At 56.1% G+C, this 24,128-nt stretch carries 20 protein-coding genes and 1 riboswitch; of the genes, 7 read left to right on the top strand and 13 right to left on the bottom strand.

The features are described 5' to 3' along the window. Positions 1-7: 7 nt before the first annotated feature. From ACFO1S_RS02110 to ACFO1S_RS02100, 3 genes are read right to left on the bottom strand one after another with little or no spacing between them, the layout of a single operon-like run. A complete protein-coding gene (locus tag ACFO1S_RS02110; protein WP_204600887.1) occupies positions 8-1,366 on the bottom strand; it encodes a sugar ABC transporter substrate-binding protein in 1,359 nt (452 codons plus the stop codon). Between the two features lie 16 nt (positions 1,367-1,382). Continuing rightward, the gene (locus tag ACFO1S_RS02105) at positions 1,383-2,714 is read right to left on the bottom strand and encodes an alpha/beta hydrolase (protein ID WP_204600888.1); all 1,332 of its coding nucleotides are present in this window, start codon (positions 2,712-2,714) and stop codon (positions 1,383-1,385) included. Continuing rightward, on the bottom strand, positions 2,711-4,066 hold the full coding sequence (locus ACFO1S_RS02100; protein WP_204600889.1) for an alpha/beta hydrolase: 1,356 nt from the start codon (positions 4,064-4,066) through the stop codon (positions 2,711-2,713). The genes ACFO1S_RS02105 and ACFO1S_RS02100 overlap by 4 nt, the downstream gene beginning before the upstream one ends. Before the next feature lie 178 nt (positions 4,067-4,244). Here ACFO1S_RS02100 and ACFO1S_RS02095 point away from each other — a divergent pair, with 178 nt between their 5' ends. After that, the gene (locus ACFO1S_RS02095; protein ID WP_204600890.1) at positions 4,245-5,171 is read left to right on the top strand and encodes a LacI family DNA-binding transcriptional regulator; all 927 of its coding nucleotides are present in this window, start codon (positions 4,245-4,247) and stop codon (positions 5,169-5,171) included. A gap of 47 nt (positions 5,172-5,218) precedes the next feature. Here the strand turns inward: ACFO1S_RS02095 and ACFO1S_RS02090 are convergent, their stop codons facing one another. Then, a complete protein-coding gene (locus tag ACFO1S_RS02090) occupies positions 5,219-6,421 on the bottom strand; it encodes an MFS transporter (protein WP_204601061.1) in 1,203 nt (400 codons plus the stop codon). Positions 6,422-6,642: 221 nt separating this feature from the next. Here ACFO1S_RS02090 and ACFO1S_RS02085 point away from each other — a divergent pair, with 221 nt between their 5' ends. Together ACFO1S_RS02085 and ACFO1S_RS02080 are read left to right on the top strand one after the other, a co-directional pair. Then, positions 6,643-7,896, top strand: coding sequence for an ABC transporter substrate-binding protein (locus ACFO1S_RS02085; RefSeq protein WP_204600891.1), 1,254 nt, complete (start codon positions 6,643-6,645; stop codon positions 7,894-7,896). Positions 7,897-7,907: 11 nt separating this feature from the next. Next, on the top strand, positions 7,908-9,161 hold the full coding sequence (locus tag ACFO1S_RS02080; RefSeq protein WP_378126277.1) for an extracellular solute-binding protein: 1,254 nt from the start codon (positions 7,908-7,910) through the stop codon (positions 9,159-9,161). Positions 9,162-9,428: 267 nt separating this feature from the next. Here the strand turns inward: ACFO1S_RS02080 and ACFO1S_RS02075 are convergent, their stop codons facing one another. The 5 genes from ACFO1S_RS02075 to ACFO1S_RS02055 form a co-directional block, all read right to left on the bottom strand. Beyond that, positions 9,429-11,153 carry an S-layer homology domain-containing protein gene (locus tag ACFO1S_RS02075; RefSeq protein ID WP_378126145.1) on the bottom strand — a complete coding sequence of 575 codons (1,725 nt, stop codon included), beginning with the start codon at positions 11,151-11,153 and terminating at the stop codon, positions 9,429-9,431. Positions 11,154-11,158: 5 nt separating this feature from the next. Then, entirely contained in the window at positions 11,159-11,911 is a 753-nt protein-coding gene (locus tag ACFO1S_RS02070) for a hypothetical protein (RefSeq protein WP_204600894.1), read from the bottom strand. Positions 11,912-12,029: 118 nt separating this feature from the next. Continuing rightward, positions 12,030-14,099 carry a LuxR C-terminal-related transcriptional regulator gene (locus tag ACFO1S_RS02065; RefSeq protein ID WP_378126143.1) on the bottom strand — a complete coding sequence of 690 codons (2,070 nt, stop codon included), beginning with the start codon at positions 14,097-14,099 and terminating at the stop codon, positions 12,030-12,032. Between the two features lie 527 nt (positions 14,100-14,626). Beyond that, complete coding sequence (locus tag ACFO1S_RS02060) at positions 14,627-15,307, bottom strand: queuosine precursor transporter (RefSeq protein ID WP_204600895.1); 681 nt, start codon at positions 15,305-15,307, stop codon at positions 14,627-14,629. A gap of 7 nt (positions 15,308-15,314) precedes the next feature. After that, positions 15,315-15,359: riboswitch (PreQ1 riboswitch) on the bottom strand. Between the two features lie 116 nt (positions 15,360-15,475). Beyond that, a complete protein-coding gene (locus tag ACFO1S_RS02055) occupies positions 15,476-16,945 on the bottom strand; it encodes a DHA2 family efflux MFS transporter permease subunit (protein WP_204600896.1) in 1,470 nt (489 codons plus the stop codon). Between the two features lie 117 nt (positions 16,946-17,062). On the opposite strand from ACFO1S_RS02055, the gene ACFO1S_RS02050 reads away from it, so the two are divergent. After that, a complete protein-coding gene (locus ACFO1S_RS02050) occupies positions 17,063-17,611 on the top strand; it encodes a PadR family transcriptional regulator (RefSeq protein WP_204600897.1) in 549 nt (182 codons plus the stop codon). Positions 17,612-17,808: 197 nt separating this feature from the next. Here the strand turns inward: ACFO1S_RS02050 and ACFO1S_RS02045 are convergent, their stop codons facing one another. Further along, positions 17,809-18,342 (bottom strand): DoxX family membrane protein, encoded by a 534-nt coding sequence (locus tag ACFO1S_RS02045; RefSeq protein WP_204600898.1) that lies wholly within the window; start codon positions 18,340-18,342, stop codon positions 17,809-17,811. Positions 18,343-18,507: 165 nt separating this feature from the next. On the opposite strand from ACFO1S_RS02045, the gene ACFO1S_RS02040 reads away from it, so the two are divergent. Next, positions 18,508-19,518 (top strand): YpdA family putative bacillithiol disulfide reductase, encoded by a 1,011-nt coding sequence (locus tag ACFO1S_RS02040; RefSeq protein WP_204600899.1) that lies wholly within the window; start codon positions 18,508-18,510, stop codon positions 19,516-19,518. Between the two features lie 66 nt (positions 19,519-19,584). Here ACFO1S_RS02040 and ACFO1S_RS02035 read toward each other — a convergent pair whose 3' ends face one another. From ACFO1S_RS02035 to ACFO1S_RS02025, 3 genes are read right to left on the bottom strand one after another with little or no spacing between them, the layout of a single operon-like run. Further along, complete coding sequence (locus ACFO1S_RS02035) at positions 19,585-20,628, bottom strand: PAS domain-containing sensor histidine kinase (RefSeq protein ID WP_204600900.1); 1,044 nt, start codon at positions 20,626-20,628, stop codon at positions 19,585-19,587. After that, positions 20,618-21,274, bottom strand: coding sequence for a response regulator transcription factor (locus ACFO1S_RS02030; RefSeq protein ID WP_204600901.1), 657 nt, complete (start codon positions 21,272-21,274; stop codon positions 20,618-20,620). Before ACFO1S_RS02030 ends, ACFO1S_RS02035 begins: the two co-directional genes overlap by 11 nt. Before the next feature lie 27 nt (positions 21,275-21,301). Beyond that, positions 21,302-21,733, bottom strand: coding sequence for a GAF domain-containing protein (locus ACFO1S_RS02025; protein WP_204600902.1), 432 nt, complete (start codon positions 21,731-21,733; stop codon positions 21,302-21,304). 237 nt (positions 21,734-21,970) lie between these two features. On the opposite strand from ACFO1S_RS02025, the gene ACFO1S_RS02020 reads away from it, so the two are divergent. Both ACFO1S_RS02020 and ACFO1S_RS02015 read left to right on the top strand, forming a co-directional pair. Next, the gene (locus ACFO1S_RS02020) at positions 21,971-22,732 is read left to right on the top strand and encodes a Crp/Fnr family transcriptional regulator (protein WP_378126139.1); all 762 of its coding nucleotides are present in this window, start codon (positions 21,971-21,973) and stop codon (positions 22,730-22,732) included. Positions 22,733-22,898: 166 nt separating this feature from the next. Further along, entirely contained in the window at positions 22,899-24,128 is a 1,230-nt protein-coding gene (locus tag ACFO1S_RS02015) for a WD40/YVTN/BNR-like repeat-containing protein (RefSeq protein WP_204600904.1), read from the top strand.

The raw sequence follows: 24,128 nt of genomic DNA, 5'->3' as shown, positions 1-24,128 counted from the left end.
ATCTCCGTCAGAATGGGGACTTGGACGCTTCCGGCTCGGCCGGCTTGTCCTCTTGCTTCGCGTTAAGGGAGATCGCGTCCCGAATTTGCTTGACCGCACGATCCAGCACTTCCTTGCGATCCTTGCCGTCCCAGATTTCGACCATGGCCGCATCCATCGGCACCCAGATGCTTCCGACTTCCGGAATGGACGGCGCGGGATGCGAGCGGCTGAACTGCTTGTAGAAAGCGCTCGTAATCTCGTCGCTTTGGATCGCCTCGTTGCTGGCCGCCTCCTTGTGCGTCGGAACGGCTCCGGTCAGCTCATAGTTGAGCAGCTGCGCCGATTGGGTCGAAGCGAATCTTGCGAACAGCTTCGCCGCGTTCGGATATTTGCTGTACGCGCTGACGTACCACGAATTCACCTGGGACAACGTGACGGAATCTTGACCGCCGATGGCCGGAATGGGTGCGACTCCGAAGTTGACGCCCGCCTGCCTGAAAGTATCGATGAGCCAAGACCCGGTAACGTTCATCGCCACTTTCCCTTCGCTGAACAACGTTGTCTTGATATCGCTGGCAATGTCGCCTGCGGTAATCGGCAATACGTCCTGACGCAAGCTTGCGAATACCTCCATCCCCTTCAGCGCGCCTTCGTTATTCAGCCCGATATCCGAAGCGTCGGTACCGTTCTTGCCGAAAATATAGCCGCCTGTCGAGCCGAGGAACGGATAGCTGAAATAAAAGAAAGGCGCATCGAACATAAAGGCGTATTGGTTGCTGTCCGGGTCGTTGTAGGTTTTGGCAAACTCGACCACCTCTTCCATCGTTGCCGGAGGTTGGCTGATCAAGTCTTTATTGTAGAACATCGCGTAAGTCATGACCTTGATCGGGTAGCCGTACAGCGTCTGGTTATAGGAGGCGGCTTCGACGGCAACCGGCTCATGCTCGCTTCTCGTCACATCCCCGAAATCATCGTTCGGAAGAATCAGGCCTGCGCTGGCCGCTTTTCCCAGATGATCCTGCGACGTCGTAATGACGTCTGCAGCGAGGCCGGCCGGACCGTCCAGCTCGAACTTCCCGATCTGATCCATCGTTCCAAGCTCCTGCATCTTCACCTCGACGCCATAGATCTCGGTAAACTTCTTCATAATCTCTTCTACGAACGGTCTGGCCTCCTTGCTCTCCCAGACGAGCAAGCTGGCGCCGGGCTCGGGCGTCAAATCGGTGTCCAGCCGCTCGAAGCTCAGCTCGAATTTCCCCGGGCTGGCCGGACTCGCTGCGCCCTCCGGTTCGGAAGCATTGGAGCACCCCGCCGCCAGGACTAGGGCCAGTGTGAAGACAAGCCATCGCTTTGCTAGAATACGCAAGCTTGTTTTGTTAGTCATTGAAGTTTCCCCGTTTCTAGATGGTTTGGCCTTGCATCCAACTCTGCACCTCATACCGAAGCGCCAGATCCTCGCAAGCGACGAAGCGCCGCTTGGGAGCCGGCGCGCCGTCCTCGCGCGCCTCCGTCAGTCCGGAATATTCGCAGACAAGAAAGGCGAACCCGGTTCCCCTCGGCAGCGAGAACCGTCTGCCGTATTTGCGCGGTCCGATCGCCTCCAGCTCGACACCGGCATAGATTCGGGCCCCTGCCGGTGTATCGGCCGGAACGACGACCTCCAGATCCACCGTCACCTCTTCCGGCAATGCCGGGACGATCGCGACAGAACGCGATGCGCGCAAGTCCGCATTCCGATATTCGATCCGGCAATCCCCCGCTTCCCGGGCGGAAATCACGCCATCGCCGCTCACCTTCGCAGCGCCGTCGGGCGTTACGCGGAAGCTGCCCTCCAGATCCACGAGGTCTAAACCGCTTTCATATCGCACGACGGGGTAGATGAAGCTTGCCGCACCGCTAATTCCCGCACATTCGCTCCCTTTAAGCTCAGCCGATAGGGGCTTGCCGATATTCCCGAAGAAATAGAGGAGCGGCCCGTGAACCCTTCTCTCCCAGGCCTCCTCGTTATGCTCGGCTTCGGGCTCGTAGCAGAACAGCAGGTCCTCTCCCGAGCGATAGCCAAGCTTGAGGAATTGTCCAACCCTCTCCCTGACGTGATCGGCGCGTACGGTCATGCCTTCCATTCCTCCGACGTCAATCCACAGCTTCAGCGGCCGTTTCTCTTCAAACTCCTGAACGATAGGATGGTGCTTCATAGCCGACTCATCGTATTGGGCAAAGTAAGGCGACATCATGGCCAGCATGCCGAAGACGTCGGAACGGCGAAATCCGATGTGATAGGTCACCAGGCCCCCTCTGGATGAGCCCATCAGAGCCGTATGGCGGCTTTCCGGCTTCGTTCGGTAAGTCCGATCTATATAAGGCTTCAGCTCATCTATCATGAACCGCTCGTAAGCTTCTCCCCGGCAGGGATAGTCCAGCTCGCCCGCATACGAACCCGAATGGGCGAACTCGCTATTGCGCGCCATCCCCATGTTCGAAACCGCGACGATAATCGGCGCTTTCATGCGTTGCTCGGCAATCAGCCGGTCGCACACGCGATGCAAATTCCACGACTGACCGTTGAACGCCGATGCGAATACATTCTGTCCGTCGTGAATATACAGCACGGGGTAGGTCTTGTCCGTATTCTTAGCGTAATCGGGCGGCAGGTAGATGTACAGCTTCCGCTCGTTGCCCAGAATCTCCGATCGAAAATGATCAATCGTCTCAATGGTAGATGGTTCTGTCATTGCCTATCGTTCCTCTCTTGCGCGGCTTCAGTCCGCAGGTCGATCCAGTTCTCTACCGTATAGACGACCTTCTTGTCCTCATCCGCCACCAGTCTTCTGTAAGGAATCTGCCCGTAATCGCGGTCGACTTCTTCCTTGTCGTATCCCCGCGTAATCAGAAAATCGAAGATCAAGCCTCTCGGCAGATGCATCGTCCCGGCATACAGGCCCTTGCCTCGTTTCGGCACCTCGAATGTGGCATAGACGGCCGCGTCGTCCGGCGTCGATTCGGGAACGCGGATTTCAATCTCCACCTCCACCGTCCCGGACAGCCGATCCGTCACCGCGATCTCCCGGCTTGCCTCCAGGCTCCCGCAGCGGTAATAGACGCGAGTGGCTCCCACTTTCTTGGGCCGCAGCCGGCCATTCGGTTCCACCTCAAGAATCCCCGAGTCCTCTATCCGATATTCTCCCTGCAGATCGCTGTAGCTGAGACCGTTGCTCAAGCTTACGACAGCGTTCAGGAATAGTTGCGGGCCTTCAATCCCGACGACATCCGGTCCCTGCAGCTCCACGCCCGTTGGAGCCCCCTTCGTTCCGAAGAAATGAACCAGCGGCATATGCGCCCTGCGGTTCCAGTCCCGTTCGGAATGAGCCGCCTGTCCGTCCATGAAGTAATACAGCTCGTCCTCTTGCGTCATGCCCCGCTGCAGCATGCCTTCGGCGACGGTCCGCACATGCTCCGGCATGAAGAACCCTTCGGCTCCGCCAATGTCCAGCCAAATCTTCTGTCCCGCGTTGACGGGATAGAAGCGGTATTGCAGCGTCTCCGCCAGCGTATCGGGATTCACCTGAACGAAGAACGGGGACAAAATGCCCAGCATGCCGAACGTGTCCGGATTGCGCAGGCCGATATTGTAAGTCGCGATTCCAGCCGCCGAAGAGCCCATAAGAGCGGTGTTTTCCGGCTCCGGGAGCGTTCTTAAGGTTCTGTCGACAAGCGGCTTAAGCTCTTCGATCAGAAAATGCTCATAGCTCTCTCCAAGGCAGCGAATCGGATACGCGCACAGCTCGTGAAAATACTCGCTCGTTCCTTCCTCGTATTTGTGCTCGACGGCCACGATGATTAGCGGACGGATCAGCCCTTCCGCAATCAGGCGTTCCGCCACGCGATGCATCGCCCACGATTCTCCCGACGGCTTGCTCGGCTCGAATACGTGCTGGCCTACGTGCATGTAGAGCACGGGATATCTCATCGACGGTTCGCTGTCGTAACCCTCCGGCAAATAGACGTAAATCTCTCTTTCGTTTCCCAACCGGGAAGCATGCACGCCGGATAACGTCACCAGCTGCGATTGAACGGCATTCATCATTGCGGGATTCCTCTCTATTCGGTTGTCTTATCGCATTCCCCTCGCTTTAACTTAACCGGTTAAGTTGATATCAGTATAGAAGATGGTCAACGGGCTGTCAATTGCCGGTTTGACATTTTTCCGAAGCGGGATTTATGATTAGCTAAGCTTGTGATCCCCTAGAAGGCGGTTTGGAAACATGAAAAAAACCACGCTCAGAGACGTGGCTCAAGAGGCCGGAGTTTCGGTAGCTACCGTAAGCTACGTGCTCAACAATGTTAGCAATCAGACAATACCTGAAGAAACGAGACAACGGGTTTTCGAAGCCGCCAGCAAGCTGCACTACGTACAGAATCTGACGGCCAAGGCGCTTTCCCTGGGCAAAACCAATGTGATCGGCGTCCTGTTCGCCAACGCGTCCGATACCCTCGTTCCCAAGCTGGTCAGCTACGGCGCTTTTCTGGACCGTTTGGAGCGTAAGTGCCATCATAACGGCTATCATCTGATGGTGTCGCAGATCGATCCGCTCAAACCGAGCTTTGATATTATCGTGGAGCGAAAGCTGGACGGCGTCTTCCTGATCGACGCGCCGGAGCAATCGTTCCATACCGTATCCGGCAATCTGCAGTACGGATCGCCGCTTGTCGTGATCGACGGCTTGATCGACGATCGGTTATTCCGCAAGGTGAATCCCGACTTTCCGGGCGTGCTGGAGGAGCTGAAATCGGCCTTTCCAGGCGAGCAAGCCTATGCCCTCATTCACGAGAAAACCTCCAACCTGCTGTTCCAGCAAAAGATTCAAGCCTATTCGGGGCTGGATCAGGATCGTCTCTTGGCCGCTACGAACGACGAGGACAAGCTGCGAGCCTTTATCGAACGGCAGGGCGACAAGCCGATCGTCGTGTTCAACGAATTTCTGGCGATGCGCGCCATGAAATACCGCGCTCCCGACAGTCTGGTCGTCGTCTGCACCTCCGAATGCCCGGAGCTGCTGCCGGAAGGGACGAGAAAGGTCGTTCTCGGCCGTTCGAAGGCCGACGTCGCTTACGAGCTGATGGTTTCGCTGCTGCAATCGCCCTTCAGTCCCCTGGAGGATCAAAGCATCGAATGCCGATTCATGAAATAACCGCCTTGCGTCCTGTCCGATCGGGCAGGCCGCAAGGCGGTTGTTGTTTATTTCTGTCGGTCCGAGGGGAGCAGCAAAGCGAACAGTCCTACCAGCGGGAAGAAGCTGGCCGCGAACATCACCTCGCTGATGCCGAACGAGTCGATCGCCTGACCGAGCGCGACGCCGCCGATGGCCCCCATTCCGAACGCCAGTCCCGTCGTTAATCCGGAGGCCATGCCCACGTTGGCCGGCATCAGAAACTGCGCATAGACGACGCTCACGGAAAAGCCGGACAGAATAATGAAGCCAAGCACGGCAATGACCGGATATACCCAGAACAGCGGCAGATGAGGCAGCAGCAGCGCCAAGGGCGACGCTCCCGCGATCGAGAAGACGATCATGTTCTTCAGGCCGAATCTGTCGGCCAGCACTCCGCCGAAGAACGTTCCGAGCACGCCCGCCGCCAGAAACAGGAATACGGGAATTTGCGCTTGCGATGTCGTCAAGCCGTAGTCCGCTTTCAGATAGAACTGATAGAAGCTGCCGATGCCCGAGTGATACCACGACCTGGCGAAGACCAGGAATACAAGCATGCCCATCGCGAATTTCACCCGGGGATGGCTCATTCGTTCCATTACCGTAGAGCCGTTCGCGCTTGCGGCTGAGCGACGGGATTTCTCCATTTCCCATTCCTTGAGCTTGCGCTTGTACCAGGGCAAGAGACCGAGCAGCACCGCGATCGCGAACCCCGCGAACAGCGTCCCCCAGATCGCGCCGATCTGCCCGAGATGAACGAACACAAGCGCCGTCATCAGCGGGCCCAGCGTGCTGCCCGCATTGCCTCCAACCTGGTAGACGGACTGGGCGAAGCCCCTCTTGCCGCCAGCCGCGAAATAAACCACCCTTGAGCCTTCCGGATGGAAGATAGCCGAGCCCAAGCCGATAAACACAACCGCGCACAGCAGCATCCAGAAGTGCGGCGCGAAGGCAAGCCCCACCATCCCGATCAAGCTTAACCCCATCCCGAACGGCAGCATGTTGGGCAACGTTCTTTTGTCCGAATAGGCGCCAACGACGGGCTGCATGACGGACGAGGTCATATTCAGCATAAATCCGATCAATCCGATCTGTACCATCGACAGGTTAAGAGACTCTTCCAGAATCGGATACAAAGCCGGCACGACCGCTTGCATGGAGTCGTTCAGCATATGGACGAGGCTGATAGCAAGCAGAACGGGCATTACCGTCTTCGAGCCCGATTGCGCCATCCCTCGCGAGTTCACACTTGCAGTCAAATGGTTTCCCTCCGATGCGCAAACACTTATGACTATCAAGTGTAGAATCGCCCGTTCGGGAAGTCAAGAATAGAATCCGTTAATCCATAAGAAAAGATTTACATATGAAAAAAGCTGCATGAGAAAAAATTAATCCCTCGAATTTCGACAGTACTGTATGATGAATAAGGTCAAATTTGGTAGAGGTGTGAGATATGAGGAAATTCACTTGGATATTAGCCGCCATGACTGCCTTCGCAGCTCTGCTCTCCGGCTGCAGCAGTCGCGACGAGCTTCCTCTGGAAGAAAAGGAAAATGCGGTTATTCAGATCGGATATTTATCGGAAGAAGCCTTCGAGAATCGATACGCCAACGTTTTGCAGCGGGAATATCCGAAGCTGAAATACGATATCGTTCCGATGCTAGAGGTATATCGGGGACGACTTCCCTTGTCGGAGTGGCTGCGAGACCATCATATAGACCTGCTGTACGTCCCGTCCCACCTTTTTCAGGCTGCGATCGACGATGGCCAGCTTCGCCCCCTGGAGCCTCTAATGGAACAAACCGGCTATTCTATCGAGAATCGCGTACCGGCAGTCATAGAGTTGACCAAGCTGTACGGCAATGGCAGCCTTTATGGTCTTCCTCCTTATTTCAGCGGAAGGGCCCTTGCTTATAACCGGGAGCTTTTCGATCAGGCGGGCGTGGGTTATCCGAAGGACGGCATGAGCTGGGAGAGCCTTCTCGAGGTCGCCTCGCGATTCCCGCAAGGCCTTTCCCTGACGGATCGAGACTCTTGGGATTGGATTCACAATATGGGCTCCACGACGGGGCTCCGGGTTTACGATTCGGCCAGCGGAACGCCATCGTTTAACGCGGAAGCCTGGCTGCCTATCTGGCAGAAAGCGATACGGCTGATTGAGACAGGCAGTGTGACGTTCGACGACATCAACGACAAGCCGTTTCTGAGAGGCGAACGGGCAATGGCCGTCATCGACAACACCCAGCTTCGCGAGCTGGAGCAGACCGGGTCGACGATGCGCTGGGAGCTTGTAACGATGCCCGCCAATCCCGCAGTACCGGATTACGGTCCGGATTTAAGCACGGAGGGGTTCTTCGCAATCCCCCAAGCGGCTAGCGTTCCGGACGATGCATGGGAGGTCATGCGTTTCCTGCTGTCCGAGCGGGTGGAGAAATGGGTCGCTTCCGAGCAATACGGCTTATTCTCCACTTTGACCTCGCAGTTAGGTTTGAACGAGGAGGAGAAGCAGCGGCGGGCCGTCTTCCATCGACTTCGCCCCACGCTTCCCGACAGCCGTCACAGCTTGCCCGACGGACTGCGAGAGCTGGCAGCAGAGACTGCCCGACAATTGGTCGAAGGTAAACAACCGATTGATCAATCCGTATTGGACAAGCTGCAAGAACAAGCGGAGCGTTGGCTACAAACTGCAAGCGCATTGGAGGGCTAAACGTGTATACAATGAAATCGCTCTTGCTTATCTTGGTTTTGACTCTGCTTCTGGCCGGCTGCCAGAGCGCCGAGCCTAAGGAGCTCGTCGTTCTGAAGGTCGCCTATCCTTTCGCGCAGAAGCTTTATCGCGATTACGGCTTTGGCTTCGAGAAGAAGTATCCGCATATTCAAATTCAGTTCGCTTCCGATTCGCCGGAATCAGGCAGCGATGCCGACATTGTTTACTTCCAATCGCTTGCCGAATTCCGGGAGCAGATCGAACGAGGCGCGCTCGTATCTTTGGCAATCCGGTATCGGGACGATAAGGAACTGGAACGGGTCTCCCCCATTGTCACAACCCTTCTGTCCTCTGCCGCCGACAACGGCGAGCTGTATGGAGCCGCCCCGAGCTTTGAAGGTACGGGAGTATTTTACAATAAGGACTTATTCGCGAAATATGGCGTAGAGTCTCCCCGCAGCGGCATGAGCTGGAAGGATCTGCTCGCGCTGGCGGCCAGATTTCCCCGGGAAAATGACGAAGGCGAGAAGCTCTATGGCTTTGATTCCAGCTATACGGTTAACGCATCGCTGAAGTTTTGGCTGGAAGCCGGACGGACGGAAGGCCTTTCGTATCTGCAGCCGCCGTCTGGCAAGGTCACGATCAACACCGAGCGCTGGCGAATACTTCTAGAGGGAATCATCGGCTCCCTGCGCTCCGCCGCGTTGTTCGAAGGCGACTCCCCGGCGGAGCCCTTCCTGACCGGACAAGCCGCGATGAAGCTCGGCAATCTGAGCTCCGCTTACAATTTCGAGCAATTCGCGAAGATGGGCACTTCGTCTCCCGTCAACTGGGCCGTTTCCGCTCCGCCCTCCGATCCGGGACAGCCCGATCGGTCCCGTTATTACGAGCTTCATCATATTTTCGCGATCTCCGCGCAATCTCCCCATCCGGAAGAAGCCTGGGAGCTGCTCCGGTTCATGCTGGCCGATGCGGACAACATCCGCGAAATGGCCGATGTCTCCAACAAGGGCATTCCCTCTATCACGGACTACCTTCGTCCGATGGCCGGCAAGGAGAGTCTCTCGGGTCTCTACGCGCTCGACGCCGAGCCTCGCGATCCGAATCCCTATGGATGGGCGGACGCCGATCTCGTCAATGCTTTGCAGGAAGCGATGGCGCCTGCCTTCGAGCAGGCAATCCGAGGTGAGCTGACCGTCGAGCAGGCGCTGGCGGCAATGGAGCAAGCGGGCCAACTCGCAGTAGACGCGAAACTAACCAAATAAGGGAGCTTGGAGGTTGACGAAGGCTAGCTCACCTTCTGCAAAGCTATCATAAAAGCGTTCAGAGCCGGCCGACCGCTTGCCGCCTCCCGCTTCTCCCCCAATTTGGGGAAGTACCAAGACTCCAAACATCTTCATTTTCACGTATTTTATGGCGAACCCTTACGCTAGTTGATTCACCCGCATTCCTTCCTCGAAAAATGGGACATGCTTGGCTGCAAGCGCCGCTAATCGGCCCTTACGGACCAGCGGCGCTCGCAGCGTATCCATCTATTCTTCATCTTGCGGGCTTGCGACCTTCAGCATCCGGACAATGGCCGACGCCGCTTCCGCCCGTGTGGACAGCGCCTGCGGCGCAAACTTGTCGGGCAGGCCTCCGACGATGATAATTCCGGTTTCCGCAGCCTTGTTGACGGACGGCTTAGCCCATGCCGGAATCGCCTCATAATCCGAAATTCGGGGAGGCATCGGCGCTTCGTTCAACGAGAGACCCGATGCGCGCATCACCATCGCGATCATTTCCGCATGCGTAATGTTGGCATTTGGCCGGAACGTATTGTCGGCGTATCCTTTAATAATGCCGAGCTTCGCTGCTTCCGCAACCATGGGACGCGCCCAGTTGCCAATCTGCTCCTTGTCCCTGAACGCCAATTGGCCTGCGGAACCCGCCTGGTTCAGCCCGGTCATCAGCATTTTGGCGAATTCGGCCCGGGTTACGTTGGCATTGGGAAGGAAGGCGCCATCGGGATAGCCGGTCACGAAGCCAAGGGCAACGGCCTCCTTGATTTCCTTCTCCGCCGGGTGATCCGCAATATCGCTCAGCTTGATCGTCGGCTCGTTGTGGCCCGGCTCCTCGCTTGGAGGCGCCGATACGGTGACGATAGCCGCGGCGGCAAAGCCCCCTTCGTCGGTCTTCGCCGCGATTTTCGCCGTACCCGGAGCAATGGCGATAACCTGACCTTCGGCGGTCACTCCGGCCACCCGCTCATTATCGCTGCTCCAGACGACCTTGCGGTTCGTCGCATCGGACGGCAGTACCGTCGCGATCAGGGTGAGCTTCGCTCCCGGCTGCAGCGCTGCGGACTTGACGTTCAGCTCGACGCCGCTTACAGCTACGGCGGGCAGTGTCTTGCTGCCATTGTTGAACTGCTCCCACACCGATTTGGGAATCACAAGCGCGGGGTTCTTATCGATCGGCGGCCATTTGTCGCCGTCAGGCTGAACGGGCCCGATCTGAAATTTATTCAAGTCCACATCGACTATTTCGGTACGCACCTTATCCACATTAATCGGCGTCTTTGTTTTAACCGGCACGTACACGATACCGGGCAGCAAATCTTCCGGCAGCTGATACTTCTCGTCGATCTCCGCAGATACCGAATACACGTATATCGTATCCTTGCTTTTGTTCGTGTTGCTGTCGGTGAAGGCGACAGGTCCGACGTAATCCGTCGTGTTCCCCGTGGAGAACACTTTAGTGCCGTCGGGTCCGTTCCGGGTAATCAAATACCGCGATTCCATATTGGAATTGTCATCCCAGGTCAGCAGAACCGTGCCGTCGTTATTCGCTTTCGCCGTGACATTCGTTGGGCCTAACGGCTGCAATATTTTGTAGGGGCCAAGCTTCTTCTCAGAGTACGTATTTGAGCCAAGAACCGGTCTAAACTCCACTCCTATGCGAAAAATCGCACTCGTCAGATTCGGATCAAGCGGCACTCGGAAGCTATCGGAACCATTCACTTTTGCTACGTAGAGCATACTCCATGTTGCACCGTTGTTTACAGAATAATCGTAGATGGGAAACATGAGGGTATTGCCTGCCTTATCGGTCACAATGGAGGTTGCGTACGGAACTCCTGCGATCAAATAATCTTTGTCCGTGAGAATATCAAATCGCTGAACCGTTGCGGCGGAAGCGCCCCCCGAAGGCCAGCCCGCCGACAGGATCGGCAGACAGAGAACAGCTGCAGCCAAGCGTCGAAAGAATGTCGTCATCGCGCTCAGCGCCCTTCGGTCGGCGCAGCCGGCTCGCTATCGAAATAGGACGTATCCATAACTCTCGCATAAATGTAAGGATTCAAGTTATGACTTTGCACGTGGATTTTGATTTTGTCGAGGCCCGCTACGTTAAACTCCATACGGGTGGCCGAATCCTCCAGGCTTGCGTTATGCGTTTCGAGCGCGGTAAGCGCCGTGTTGCCGGCCGCGTCCCCTGCATTGTACAACGTAAATTCCACATCATGCTCTCCCGGGCTGACGATGGCGGCATCCAGAACAAGACGCTTATACTTGCGATCCAAGGTAAAAATAATATCGCCGTACTGGTCGATTTTCAGAACTTCTTTGTATTGCTTCTCGTTGACTCGCGTTTCCCCCGGATCGCGCGTCGCAACGACATAGATGTTGTCAATCTCCATCGGCACCGCGAAGATCGGCGTCTGCGCTCCCGGTTGGTCTCCGATATAAATTTTCTGCGTGGCAGCGTCGAGTTTGACCGGCACTTTCAATGCCTCGGCTACGGCGCGAACCGGTAAATAGTTGACTCCGTTGTAGTATATCGCCGACATCGGTTTGCCGTTAGCGTCTTTGGGCTGCCACGCTTCGCCGTTAAGCACGAAGGTCGCGCTCCGGTTAAAAAAGGCCTTGATCGGCTCCAGGTTGACGGCCGCATATGCGGACCCGATAGAGCTGGACAATATCGCGACAATAAATAAAGCGACTACCGTCGATTTCTTCCTCCAAAACTTCATCATTATTAAACACACCCTTCCGCATACGCGTTTTCATACCAAGCAGTTTCAGCTTAGCACCGTGCGATTGCGGCGGGTATTATCTGAAAGTCGTAAAAAAGTAGCAAAATGGAGGGGGTTGTCAACGCCCCGAACCGGCTCCGTCCTGCGGAGACCGGCGTCCCGAATGCAAGTTGAGCAGCTGCGTTCGCTTCTTGATTTGAAGCTTGCCATAGATGTTGGTAACATGTCTCTTGACCGTCGCTTCGCTCAGAAACAGCCTCTGAGCAATCTCCAGATTGGAGCAGCCCTGGACCATAAGATCGACAACCTCCCGCTCGCGTTTGGACAACAGTTCAAAGCGATCTTCCCCGTCTTGGCGAGCCTGCGAGATTCCTACCGCGGCAATCATTCGGTTCAAGTAATCCTGAAGCTTGGATCCTCTCGTATCCAGCGCGAAATAAGGCGTCGGCTTGCCGTCGCCGTATTCAAAGTGAACGATGTCCTTGACTCTCTCGAACCCCAGCCCGCGAAAGATGGCATGAAAGAAAGGAATCGCCGGGGAAGTCGTCACCATCAGTCCGCCGGAAAGCATGTATTGAATAAACGTTAGTCCGGCCATATGACATAGCGTAGGATCGGAATAATCGCTCACTTCGATAAACATGACAAAATACCCTGCCGCTTGTTCGCGCGGAGTTCTCAGCCGCTCCAGCTCGGCCTTGGGCAGACTGGAGAAATAGGCGGCGAAAGGCGGGCGAGCCAGCAAGTAGTCCAATGTTCGCTCGTGAATCGGTAGCACTCCCGCCATTCCGCATATGCAGCCGCGAGCGTCCCTGAGCAGCTTGACGATACTCGGGTCTAGTCGATACAGCTCATACAGGTTCAAGTGCCGATAGACGTTGATGCAATCGGAAGCTTCCATAAAGTATTCGAATTGCTCCCCAGATTCCGGATTGTGCCCATTGATGCGAACATCGCGAGCCGAAGCAAGCCTGGTCGCGATATATTGCTCGGCTTCCGGCCAGTTCGCCGGACTCAGCGCCTCCGTGAATCCGTTGACGAACTGCTGATAAAATAAAGTGCGCACCAGGCGATCGCCGATATAGTACACCCAGTCCGATCTTTCCCATGCGGCGGATATGGCGGGCGGCTTTTTTTTCAAGGCGAGATAGTAGAAGGACACGCATCGCTTCCACAAGCGATCGTAGTAATTCGGCGCCCGCTGGCGCAGCTCGTAGCCGATGGCGTCGCGCAGCATATCGTGCAGCACCCAGCCGTTGTCGGTCTTGCGGACGAACGAGAACCCGGTAAGTTGGAGGAATTGCTCCGTCGGCACCGGTTTCTCCAGGACGAAGCTCAGCAGCTCCTGATTAAAGCGCCTCAGAACGGACGCGGCCTCCACCGCTTCCCGTACGGCGGAATCCGGCACCTCCTTCAGCCAGACGCTGACCGTCTGTGCGAAAGCGTTTTCGATCGCTGCGGTGGAGACAGGCAAAACGGATTGGGCAAGCGTAGTCGACACGAACAGGGACAACGTCAGCGGATGTCCTCTAGTGCGGCCCCAAGCCTGGCGAACTAATTCCTCCCGCTCAATGCCCGACCGGCTCAAATATTGCTTCACAGCTTGGTAATCCAGCTCCTCCAGCGGCATCCGCACGATCAGTTGGCGCCACGCTGGAGAGACAAGCCACGGGCCTTGCAACGGAATTCTGCCAGAAATGACGATCCGAATATCCGGGCTCAGCCTCGGAAGAAATTCCTCCCGCAGCCAGACCTCCAGTTCTCCGATCTCTTCGAACGTATCGAAAGCCAGAACCCTTTTTCCGCCTCCTGCGGTATCGCGTATTTCGTCCAATACAAGCTCTGTCAGCGAATGAACATCCCGAATCAGGCCGTTCAGCCGTTCCGGCGAATAACCCAGAGAGCGCAGCAACTGCAGGCAGAAGCCGGCTGAATCCGGGCTAAGCGCGCGACAATCTATGAGAAGATACGGAACAAGGGCTGCTTCGGATAGCCTTCGAAACTCATCCAGCAGAAAGCTTTTCCCCGCTCCCCCAGTACCGTAAACGTTAAGAATGCATCCTTCGAAGGAACAGCCCGCCACCCGCTGCACAAAAACGTCAAGTTCGCTTTCCCTGCCTACGAAGTATTGCCGCTCCAAACGGTCAATCTCTCCGGCAAGACTATGCAATCGAATGTCCTTCTCCATCGCGATCCGCTCACCTCGTCGCTTTATCCGTTCTTAAGCACGGGTCTTTTCCATGCGTCTCTTCATTAATCTTCTCGGTCAAGCATCGCAATAAGCGCAAATCCGTCGCGTCGATCGACGCGAATGCCAATATCTCCAAGTCCTTTCATCGGGAAATTTTTCGGCGGTTCTCGATTCACCAAGTCATTTCCCGCTCCGACAACTCTTCCTATAATTGTAGCAGACGCGGATTTCACGAGGATAGGGGAAATGAAAATACTGCGACTGTTATGCGGATCGCGTGCTGATTCAGGAAAATAGCGAGCGGATGAACTGTACCATAGGCAGGGGCGTACAAGGTTATCGATGAAAAGAGAAGGGCAGCTATCTCCTGGAGACTGCCTCATACAGTTCTGAAATCGCCTCTTAACGGGTTTACCGTTAACATTTCAGGACCGTATAGCATCGGAAGGAGATAGCTGCCCATTACCATGCATCCATCGATAATCGTTCGGTACGACTCGGTTACTTATGGGAGAGCCTTTTTTTTACGCTTCCTTAAACTTAAAGCTGCGAGCCCAGTAAATGACCGGGGTCGAAGCGACCGAAATGACGAATTTAAGCAGATAGGTAGTGAGCACGATTTCCCACCAGATGTCCCAGGCGTACTCTCCGGCGAACGCGATCGTGCAGAATACCAGCGTATCGACCATCTGGCTGACGCCGATGCTTCCGTTAAGGCGAATCCATAGCTGGTTGCGCGACGGAAATTTGTTTCTGAGCTTGCTGAATATTTTCACATCGAGAAATTGGCTGACATAATAAGCGGTCAAGCTGCCGAGCGCGATACGCGGAGCGAGACCGAAGATCGTCTCCAGCGCAGGCTGTCCGAAGTCGGTTTCCTGAGGCTCGAACACAAGCACCATCTGCATGATGGCCGTAGACATCAGCAGGAAGAAGAATCCAAACCAGACCGCCTTCTTCGCTTCCTTCTCTCCGTACTTCTCGTTCAAGAGATCCGTGGCCAAATAAATCGAGCCGTACATCGTGTTGCCCAGCGTCATGACAAGACCGAACATGCCGATTGTCTTGATCACCTGAATGTTGGCCAGCACCACCGCAGCCGCCACCCAGGCATACAGCCCCTGCTTCCCGAACAACCGGTAGCACATCAGGAACAACGCAAAGTTGACCAGAACGAACAGCGCGCCCCAACCGAGATTAAACATATGAATCATCCTCCTAGTTTTGTTAACGCGGGAGTTTTCGAACCGCGGCTCCGCTTTGCGGAGCAAACGCCTAATTATAGCACGAATAAACCGGATGCCAAGCGGAATGTTTTTCCCCCGGCATCCGGTTTCGTATGCAAGCTATCCGTTCTTTGCCGCGCGGGCTGATCAAGCCTCGGCTTGAACCGCTTCGAGCTTGGACTCTTCTTCTTTGGCATGCTTGACCTTGCCCACGAGCAAGCTCAGCGGCAGCGCGGCCACCGCGATGAACGTCGCGACCACATATACGTCATTCACGCTCATCGTGAAGGACATCATTGAAATATGGGCCATATCGGTGTCTCCCGCCATAGCGAAGACTTTGCCGTGGTACTCGGATCTCGTCGCCAGCAGCGTCGTGAAGATCGCGATGGCGAACGAGCCGAAGACGTTCCGCGTCCAGTTCATGATCGCCGAGGCGTGACCGGTCAATTCGCGCGGCACCAGCTCCATCCCGGCATTGCTCGACGGCATCATGACCAGCGCGATGCCGAGGTTGCGAACGATCATCCAGAATAAAATATAGCCGTGCGACACGTCGATGCTCAGCCAGCTTAGCGTCAGCGTACCTATCGTCAGCAGCACGATTCCGACGGACATCAGCCAACGAGGGCCGATTATGCCGTACAGCTTGCCCACGATCGGCATGACGAGCGCCATCGCCAGCGAGGCCGGAAGCAGAATCAGCCCGGTATCCATCGCCGACACGTTCTGAATGCGCTGCAGAAATACCGGCGTCAGGAACGTCCCCGAATACAAGCTGATCGTCAGAATGTTGGCGATCAGCAAATTCAGCGTATATCTGCCGTTGCGAAATACGCGCAGATTCAGCAGCGGCGTCTTCGCCGTCAGCTCCCGCCAAATAAACAGAACGAGGACAACGGCTCCCCCTACAAGCAAGGAGAGGGTTTGCCAGGAGTCCCAGCCCCACTTGTGTCCTTGGCCGAGAGCCAGCAATAAGGCCGAGCTGCTCGCGATAACGGTGACGAAGCCAAGCGCATCGAAGCTCTTGGGCACGCTTAAGCGATAATACGGGATATAGGCGGCGACGCACCAGATCGCTACGATTCCGATTGGCACGTTCATCAGGAACAGCCATTGCCAGTCGTAATTTTGCAGCAGCCAGCCGCTGATGGTCGGACCGAACGCAGGCGCCATCATGGCCGCCAGCCCCCAGAGAGCGACGGCCATCGCCTGCTTCTCGCGGGGCACGATCTGATAAATAATCGACATGGTCGCCGGAATGATCAGTCCGCTGAACGCCCCCTGGAGCACGCGAAACGCAATCAGCGAGGACTCGTCCCACGCCGCGGCGCACAAGCCGGAGGACAGCGTGAACCCGATCAGGGAGAACAGATAAAGCCGCTTGTAGCTGAATCTCTCGCCCAGATAGCCGACGATTGGAGCGGTCGTCCCCATCGCCAGCATGAATCCCGTCAGCGTCCATGTCACGGAATCCAGACTCGTTTCAAAGTGATCCTTCAATATTTCCAGCGCGATATTAATCGTGCTCGAGGCCAGAATGCACAAGAACGATCCGATAAAAATTGCAACCATTACGGGCATAAAACGTATTTCTTGATTATTGGTTTCTCCCATGCTTCTTTCTCCACGCCCTTCGTGTATTTATGTATTTATTTACATATGATATCGCAAGAAAACAATGATAACCCTTCACCCTCATTTTGTCAAAGCTTTCAATCTGGAGGATTCGCCATGAACACATTGGCTTACGGCTTGTTAAGCCTGCTTTCTCATTCATCCTTATCCGGCTACGATCTCATGCTGAAGATCCAGCCGTTCTGGCCGGCCAAGCATAGTCAAATTTACCCTCTGCTGGCTCGTCTGGAGCAGAAGGAGCTGGTTTCCTGCGCGCTTGTTCAGCAAAGCGACAAGCCCGACAAGAAGGTCTACTCGATCAAGGAAGCAGGGCTTGCCGCGCTGCGGGAGTGGCTGACAGAGCCTGCCTCCGATCCGGTAATGCGAGACGAGCTTATGCTGAAAGCCTTCTGCATGTCCAACGTCAGCCCGGCTGTCTCGCGCAAGCTATTCGTAGCGCGGCTGGAGCATTACCGGAACAAAATGACGCGCCTTCAGGATAGACTGCAAAGCATTCGCCAGCACGACGGCCTGGAGGAGGGCGCGCTGCCGGTCTATAGCTCCCCGTATTTCGGGGCTTTTATCTTGCTGAACAAAGGAATGATGACCTGTCGGACGAACATTGAATGGTGCGAGTGGGTTCTGCAGATCGTTCCTGAGGAGTAACCGAGGCAAGATTGGGATCGAAGAGGCTGCCGCAGAACAGGCCGTCCGTTATCGATACATGAAAGAACCGTTCCTGTCGCAGTGGAGGATTTGCACTCCCTCACTCATCAGGAACGGTTCTTTATTTGACGCAAGAACAAGCACGGGGCCGCCCCCTATAGGGACGGCCCCCGACTAAACCATGGTTAAGCGGATGGTTAAGCCGTCGGCGCTTCCGGACCGCGATTTCCCCGCTTCCCGGTCAGCTTCAGCCAGCCTTTGCGAATCAGAGGCAGGAGGTAATAGTCCAGTCCGAACTTGCCGGCATTGGCGCCAGCGAGGAACACGATCACGCCCAGCAGCGTCAGCCAAGGGTTAGTCGATATCGTGCCGGCGAAGAGGAACAGGAAGTTCATCAGCAGCCCGAAGAAGGCGGCCGCGGCGGTCAGTCCTCCGACGATCAATCCCAAGCCGACGAGAAATTCGCCCAGAGGAATGAGGAAGTTGATCAATTTCACGTTCGGCAGGGCGAAATGCTCCAGAAAAGCCGTGTATGTCGGATAGATCGATTCCTTCGTCGCTTTATCCAGAACCGGATTCTCAATCGCATTTTTCAGAAAGCCCGAAGCGCTGAATCCGTCTCCGGTAAGCTTGTGCCATCCGGCGTCCAGCCATTGCCATCCGAGGTAGATGCGAAGAAAAGTCATTGCAACTGCTGCCCAGACGTTCTCTCTAAGAAATTTTATTACCATAGCAGCCATCTCCTATCGTTCGTCTTCCTTGTTTTCCTTACACCCTCATTATGCCGGGGAATTCCGAAAAATAATGTGAAATTAATCACAAACATGCGATTATTTTGTTGCGCTTAAGTCGTGGTACAATAGAAAACAAAAGCTTTCGAACTGGAGACATCCGCGATGAACGAACGAGAAGGCCTGAAGCAAGAGCAAGCGATTATTATCGGAGCCGGCCCATGCGGCTTATCCGCAGCGCTGGAGCTGCAAGCCGTCGGCATCGAGCCTTTGCTGCTGGAGAAGAACGCCGTTGTCCATTCCATCTATCAATATCCTACCTATATGCACTTTTTCAGTACGCCGGAATTGCTGGAGATCGGCGGCATTCCGTTCACAACCCCGAACGACAAGCCTTCGCGCCGCGAAGCGCTGCAATATTATCGGGACGTGGCGCTCCGCCGGAACCTGCGGATTCGCGCCTATGAAGCGGCGACCGCCATTATCCCCCAGAAGGACGGCTCCTTCCGGGTGCAGACGTCCGATCGCTTCGGACACGAGCGCTTCTACGAAGCTCGCAGCGTGATCGTCGCTACCGGGTATTTCGACCATCCGAATCTGCTGGGCATTCCGGGCGAAGAACTGCCCAAGGTGACTCACTTTTTCGGGGAGGCACATCCGTATACCGGCATGAACGTCGCCATTATCGGGGGCAACAACTCCGCCGTGGACGCGGCGATGGAGCTGCTTCGGGTCGGGGCCCGAATTACGGTCGTTTACCGGGGCGATCAGTATTCCTCCAGCATCAAGCCCTGGGTCAGACCGCTGTTCGAGGGCAACGTCAACAAGGGACATATTCGCATGCTGTTCTCCTCCCGCGTCGTCCGAATCGACGAGACCGATATCACGGTGCAGCCTCTGGAGGAGGGTGCTGCCCCCTACCGGCTGGACAACGATTTCGTGCTGGCGTTGACTGGCTTTCGCCCCGAACGAACGTTGCTTACAGACGCGGGAGCCGTGGTTAACCCCGAGACGACTGTTCCCGCATTCGATCCCGAGACGATGGAAACGAATGTCCCGGGGCTGTTCATTGCGGGCGTCATCGCCGCCGGACGGGAAGCGAACGAAATCTTCATCGAAAGCGGACGTCATCACGGGAAGCTGATCGCCCGCCGCATCCAATCATTGCTGGAATAAGCAATGGGCATACGCTCTCTAGACGGCAAGAAGACCGGCCGCATAAGCGAACCGGTCTTCTTGCCGTTATTTCTGCGGAATCGTCAGCACGACCCTGGTGCCCTTGCCGGGCTCCGAGTGAATCCTCAGCTCGCCGCGAATCGCCCTGGCCCGCTCCTCCATACTGATGAGGCCCACGCCTTCCTTGCTGCCGTCTCTCTTGAAGCCCTTGCCCTTGTCCTCGATGGCAATCTCCACGCAATCTCCGCGATCGTGCACGCTCACCGAAGCCTCCGAGACATCGGCATACCTGCCCGCGTTCGTCAGCGCCTCCTGGATAATCCGGTAGATCGTCGTCTCCTCTTGGATGCTCAATCTTCTGCGCAGATCGGACTGGAAAGCGACCTGTATCCCGTAATGCTTGGAATACGTATCCAGGTAAGTCCGCAGAGCCGGAATGACGCCAAGATCATCCAATACGGTCGGCCTTAATTCCCAAGCTAGCCCCCGCACATCGGCCATCAGATTGGCAATCTGCTCCCGCACCTTTGCCAGCTTGTCGTTAGTCTCGTCCGATAGAATCGTATCGACGGAGATCAGCAGCGAGAACAGGCTTTGCCCGATCCCGTCGTGCAGATCCCGCGAGAAGCGGCGGCGCTCCTCCTCCTGAATCTGCATCATCTGGGACAGGAGCAGCTGCAGCTCCTCCTCCGCCTGCTTGCGCGCAGTAACCTCATGACGGATGGACAAATACTGATACGGCTTGCCTTCCTCGTTGAGGAACGGAACGATCGTCGTATCGACCCAGTAATAGCCGCCATCCTTGCTGCGGTTTTTGATCTCGCCGCGCCACACCTTGCCCGACCCGATCGTCCGCCAAATCTCCTTCATGAACGCCGAGCCGTGATAGCCGGAATTGATAATTCGGTGATCCTGCCCGAGCAGCTCTTCCCTCTTGTAGCCGGAAATCTCGCAGAATCTGTCGTTCACGTACTGGATCTTGCCTTGGCGGTCGGTAACCGCCACGATCGAAGCCTCGTCCAAGGCATACTTCAAATCGGACAGGCGCTTCAGCGTATTTTCCAGAGAGCCGCCTTCGTCCGAATCATACCTCGCGTATTCATCCGTCAAAGTTCAGCAGCCCCTTCTTCATCGCAAACTTGACCAAATCCGGCCTCGTCTTGAGGTTGAGTTTGTCCATCAGATTGCTTTTGTGGGATTCTACCGTCTTCACGCTTATGACCAGCTGCTCCGCGATATCCTTGTTCGTATAGCCTTGAGCCACCTTGGCCAGAATCTCCTTCTCCCGTTCGGACAACGATTCGAAGGGGCCTTGGTCTCCGCCATGCTTAAGCTTATCGAGATATTCCCCCATAAGCCGTTTGGTCGCTGTCGGATGCAAATAGGCGTTGCCTTCGGCGACATGACGAATCGCGCTGATCATCTCTTCATGCGGCGAGCTCTTAAGCAGATAACCCGAAGCGCCCAGATGAATAGCGCGAAACAAGTATTCCTCGTCGTCGTGCATCGTCAGAATCAGCACGGCCGTATCCGGCAGCGCTTTCTTTAATTCGGCCGTGGCGCTTAGCCCGTCCTTGCCGTGAGGCATGCTGAGATCCATCAGCACGACGTCCGGGCGGCACTCCAGCGCTTTCGCGATCGCCTCTTCCCCCTCGGTCGCTTCCCCGACCACTTCCATGTCCGCTTTGGCGTTAAGCAGCATCGCCAGGCCGGACCTCACGACGGCATGATCGTCGACCAGCAGTATCCGGATCATTTTCCCGCCTCCTTCCCTACAGCCCTATCATAACAAATCGGGAAACCGTTCGGCTATCTCGGCGGCCGCTTTCGTTACGGCCTGGCGTTGGGACGCTTCGTATGCGCGCTGCGTCCGATCTCCGACAAGCAAAATGCCCGCGATCTCCTGTTCCTCCATGACGGGTACCGCATAAGCCGAAACCAGACGCTCCGTCAGAATAATCGAGTACCCGGCATGCTTCTTCGACTCCTCATAGCTCCAGGCCAGGCCCCGCCCCACTTTGATGACCTCTCCTTCAATCCCTTGGCCGTAACGAACGCTGATGTTCAAATACCGCTCGTTGAGGTTGCCGGACACCCACTTCCAGCGCGAGTAGCGTTCCCGCCTGTCGATGATGGCCAGTGCCGAAACATCGCTGCCGACCTCCGCTCGCAATCCGTTCAGCGTTCCCTGAATTTGAAGCTCCTGTGCTTGCATATGGCCTTCCCCCGTTCATGCCTTCCTTTCATTCTATTGTAACGATTATGAGAACGCCTGTAAGTCAGGGAAAACCCTGAAAGATCTCGGGATAAACACCTATCTTTAAGGGGAAATGTGATTTTCCTCACACAAAGATAGGGGAATTCCCCCTCGTCATTTCAGCGAATTCCCCGATAACATTATTTCCCTCGGCAAGGTACGATTGAGTTAACAGAACGAAGGGAGATGGCGACGATGGGCATCAACTGTCCGACGATGGCGAACGAAAAAACGGGGGAGCGCGCGTGCTCCAGCAATAAGGGGATCGCAGCCTTCTGTACCCCCAAGCAATTCGAGCGCCTGGAGGGCATCATGGTGCCTATGCGGGTAGCCGCAGGCGGATTTCTCTTCTGGGAAGGCGACGAAACCGAGAACATCTATTATATTCGCAGCGGCAGAATCAAGCTGCGCAAATCGACCGAGGACGGGAAAGAATATATCCTCTCGATCCTTCAGGCAGGCGACCTGATCTGCGAATTCCCCGGAGGACAGACCCCGCTTCCTTGCGGCTGCACCGCGGAAGTGACGGAGAACGCCGAGATCGGCGTCATCACCCAGCACGAATTGGAGTCGCTGATCCGGAATGACGGCGACCTGGCGTTAAGCTTCATGAACTGGATGGCTTACAGCCATCGGGTCACCCAATCGAAATTCCGCGATCTCCTGCTCTTCGGTAAACCGGGCGCGCTGGCTTCGACGCTGATCCGCTTAAGCAATTCGTTCGGCGTCGTGGAGACGTACGGCATTCGCATCGATATGAAGCTGACTCACGCGGAGCTGGCCGATTTCATCGGCGCGACTCGCGAGAGCGTAAACCGCATGCTGAACGAGTTCAAGGAGAAGGAAATTCTCGATTTCCGCTACGGCAAAATTATTATTCGCAGCCTGAAGGCTTTGCAGGAAATCTGTCATTGCAATACTTGTCCGACGTGCCCGAAAGAAATTTGCCGCATCTAGCCGCAACGAAAATAACGCCTGTACGTCTGCTCCCTTTATTTGCCGCCCCCGGAATGGGGTAAGCTAGAAGGAGACGCCTATCCGCTCATGCAACGCTTGCCCGTCCGGAAGCGAACCTTGCGCGCATAAGCCTCGTCTATCTTGGCAAGAAAGGGAGTTGATCACGATGTACAGCTTACATTTGCGCCGCAAAGCCGTTCTCCTTCTTGCTGTGCTGCTCGCCTTCGCGCAGGCCGCATGCTCGAAAGCCTCCGCGCCGGAGACGGCTTCTTCTTCGGTTGCCTATACCCCTTCGCCGGCGGGAACCGCACCGAGCTCCCCCGGGCCGGCAAGCTCCGGCGTTCACCCCTCTCCCTCTCCTTCCGCAAAGCCGACTTCTTCTGCGCCTCAAGGCAAGGTTACCGCACTGAGGCTGGCGGATGAGAAAATCGGCTGGGCTGGCGGCGAGGGCTGGATTGCCCGCACGGACGATGGCGGAAAGTCCTGGCACACGCAGCTGGAGCACCCGTACGTCGTCAATCAATTATTCGCCTTGAATGGCAAGGAAGCTTGGGCCGCGCTCGACATCGGCAGCTCTAAAGCTCTGCGGCTGATGCATACGACCGACGGCGGACAAACGTGGACCGAGGCGGGAGAAATGCCCGGCAGGGGCTTTCTTCATTTCGTATCTTCGAAGGAAGCCTTCAGCGGCAACGAGCATACGACCGACGGCGGTCGAACGTGGACACGGCTTAACGTTCCGGCTTCTACCGCGGGAGAAGCCTATTTCCATGACCGCAGCAATGGCTGGGCCGTCGCGCAAAAGCAAAGCTCCGGCGAATTCAGCATGATGCGCACGACGGATGGCGGACACAGTTGGACAGCCGTCTTCACCCGTGCCTCTTCCGTCCCGATCAACGGCGTCGTAATCCGCTCCGCCGGAAGCCGGGATGCTTGGGCGCAGCTGATTGGAGATTCCGGAATGTCCCAGACCTCCTACTCGCTGTTCCACACGGCGGACGGCGGACGAAGCTGGACCGCCGTCGTCGCCAACAACCAAGCCGGATCGGGACCCGCTCCCGGCTTCAAGATGGATGAGAAAACGACCGTGCCGCGCAACAACGGCACAGCGCCAGGCCCCTTGTACGTCGTAAATCCCAAGGCTGCCTTCATGGGCGGCCAGTGCCCCGCTTGCGACCTGCCTAATACGATAGGCAAGACGACGGACGGCGGACGGACCTGGGTCAACCTGCCGGGGGAATTCGCCGGCTACGGTCCTCAGCTGATCGCCGCTGCCGATGCAGACCATGTTTGGCGGATTACTACGGACAACACCGATCCCTCCGTCCTGTATACCTCCTCGAACGGCGGCAAGAGCTGGAGCAAGGCGCATACCTTCGATAAACCGAAGCCGTAA

This window comes from Cohnella boryungensis, from assembly GCF_042651945.1.
GTDB lineage: Bacteria > Bacillota > Bacilli > Paenibacillales > Paenibacillaceae > Cohnella > Cohnella boryungensis.
The sequence above is the reverse complement of the archived record's forward strand: the minus strand, read 5'-3'. Positions and strand labels throughout refer to the sequence as shown.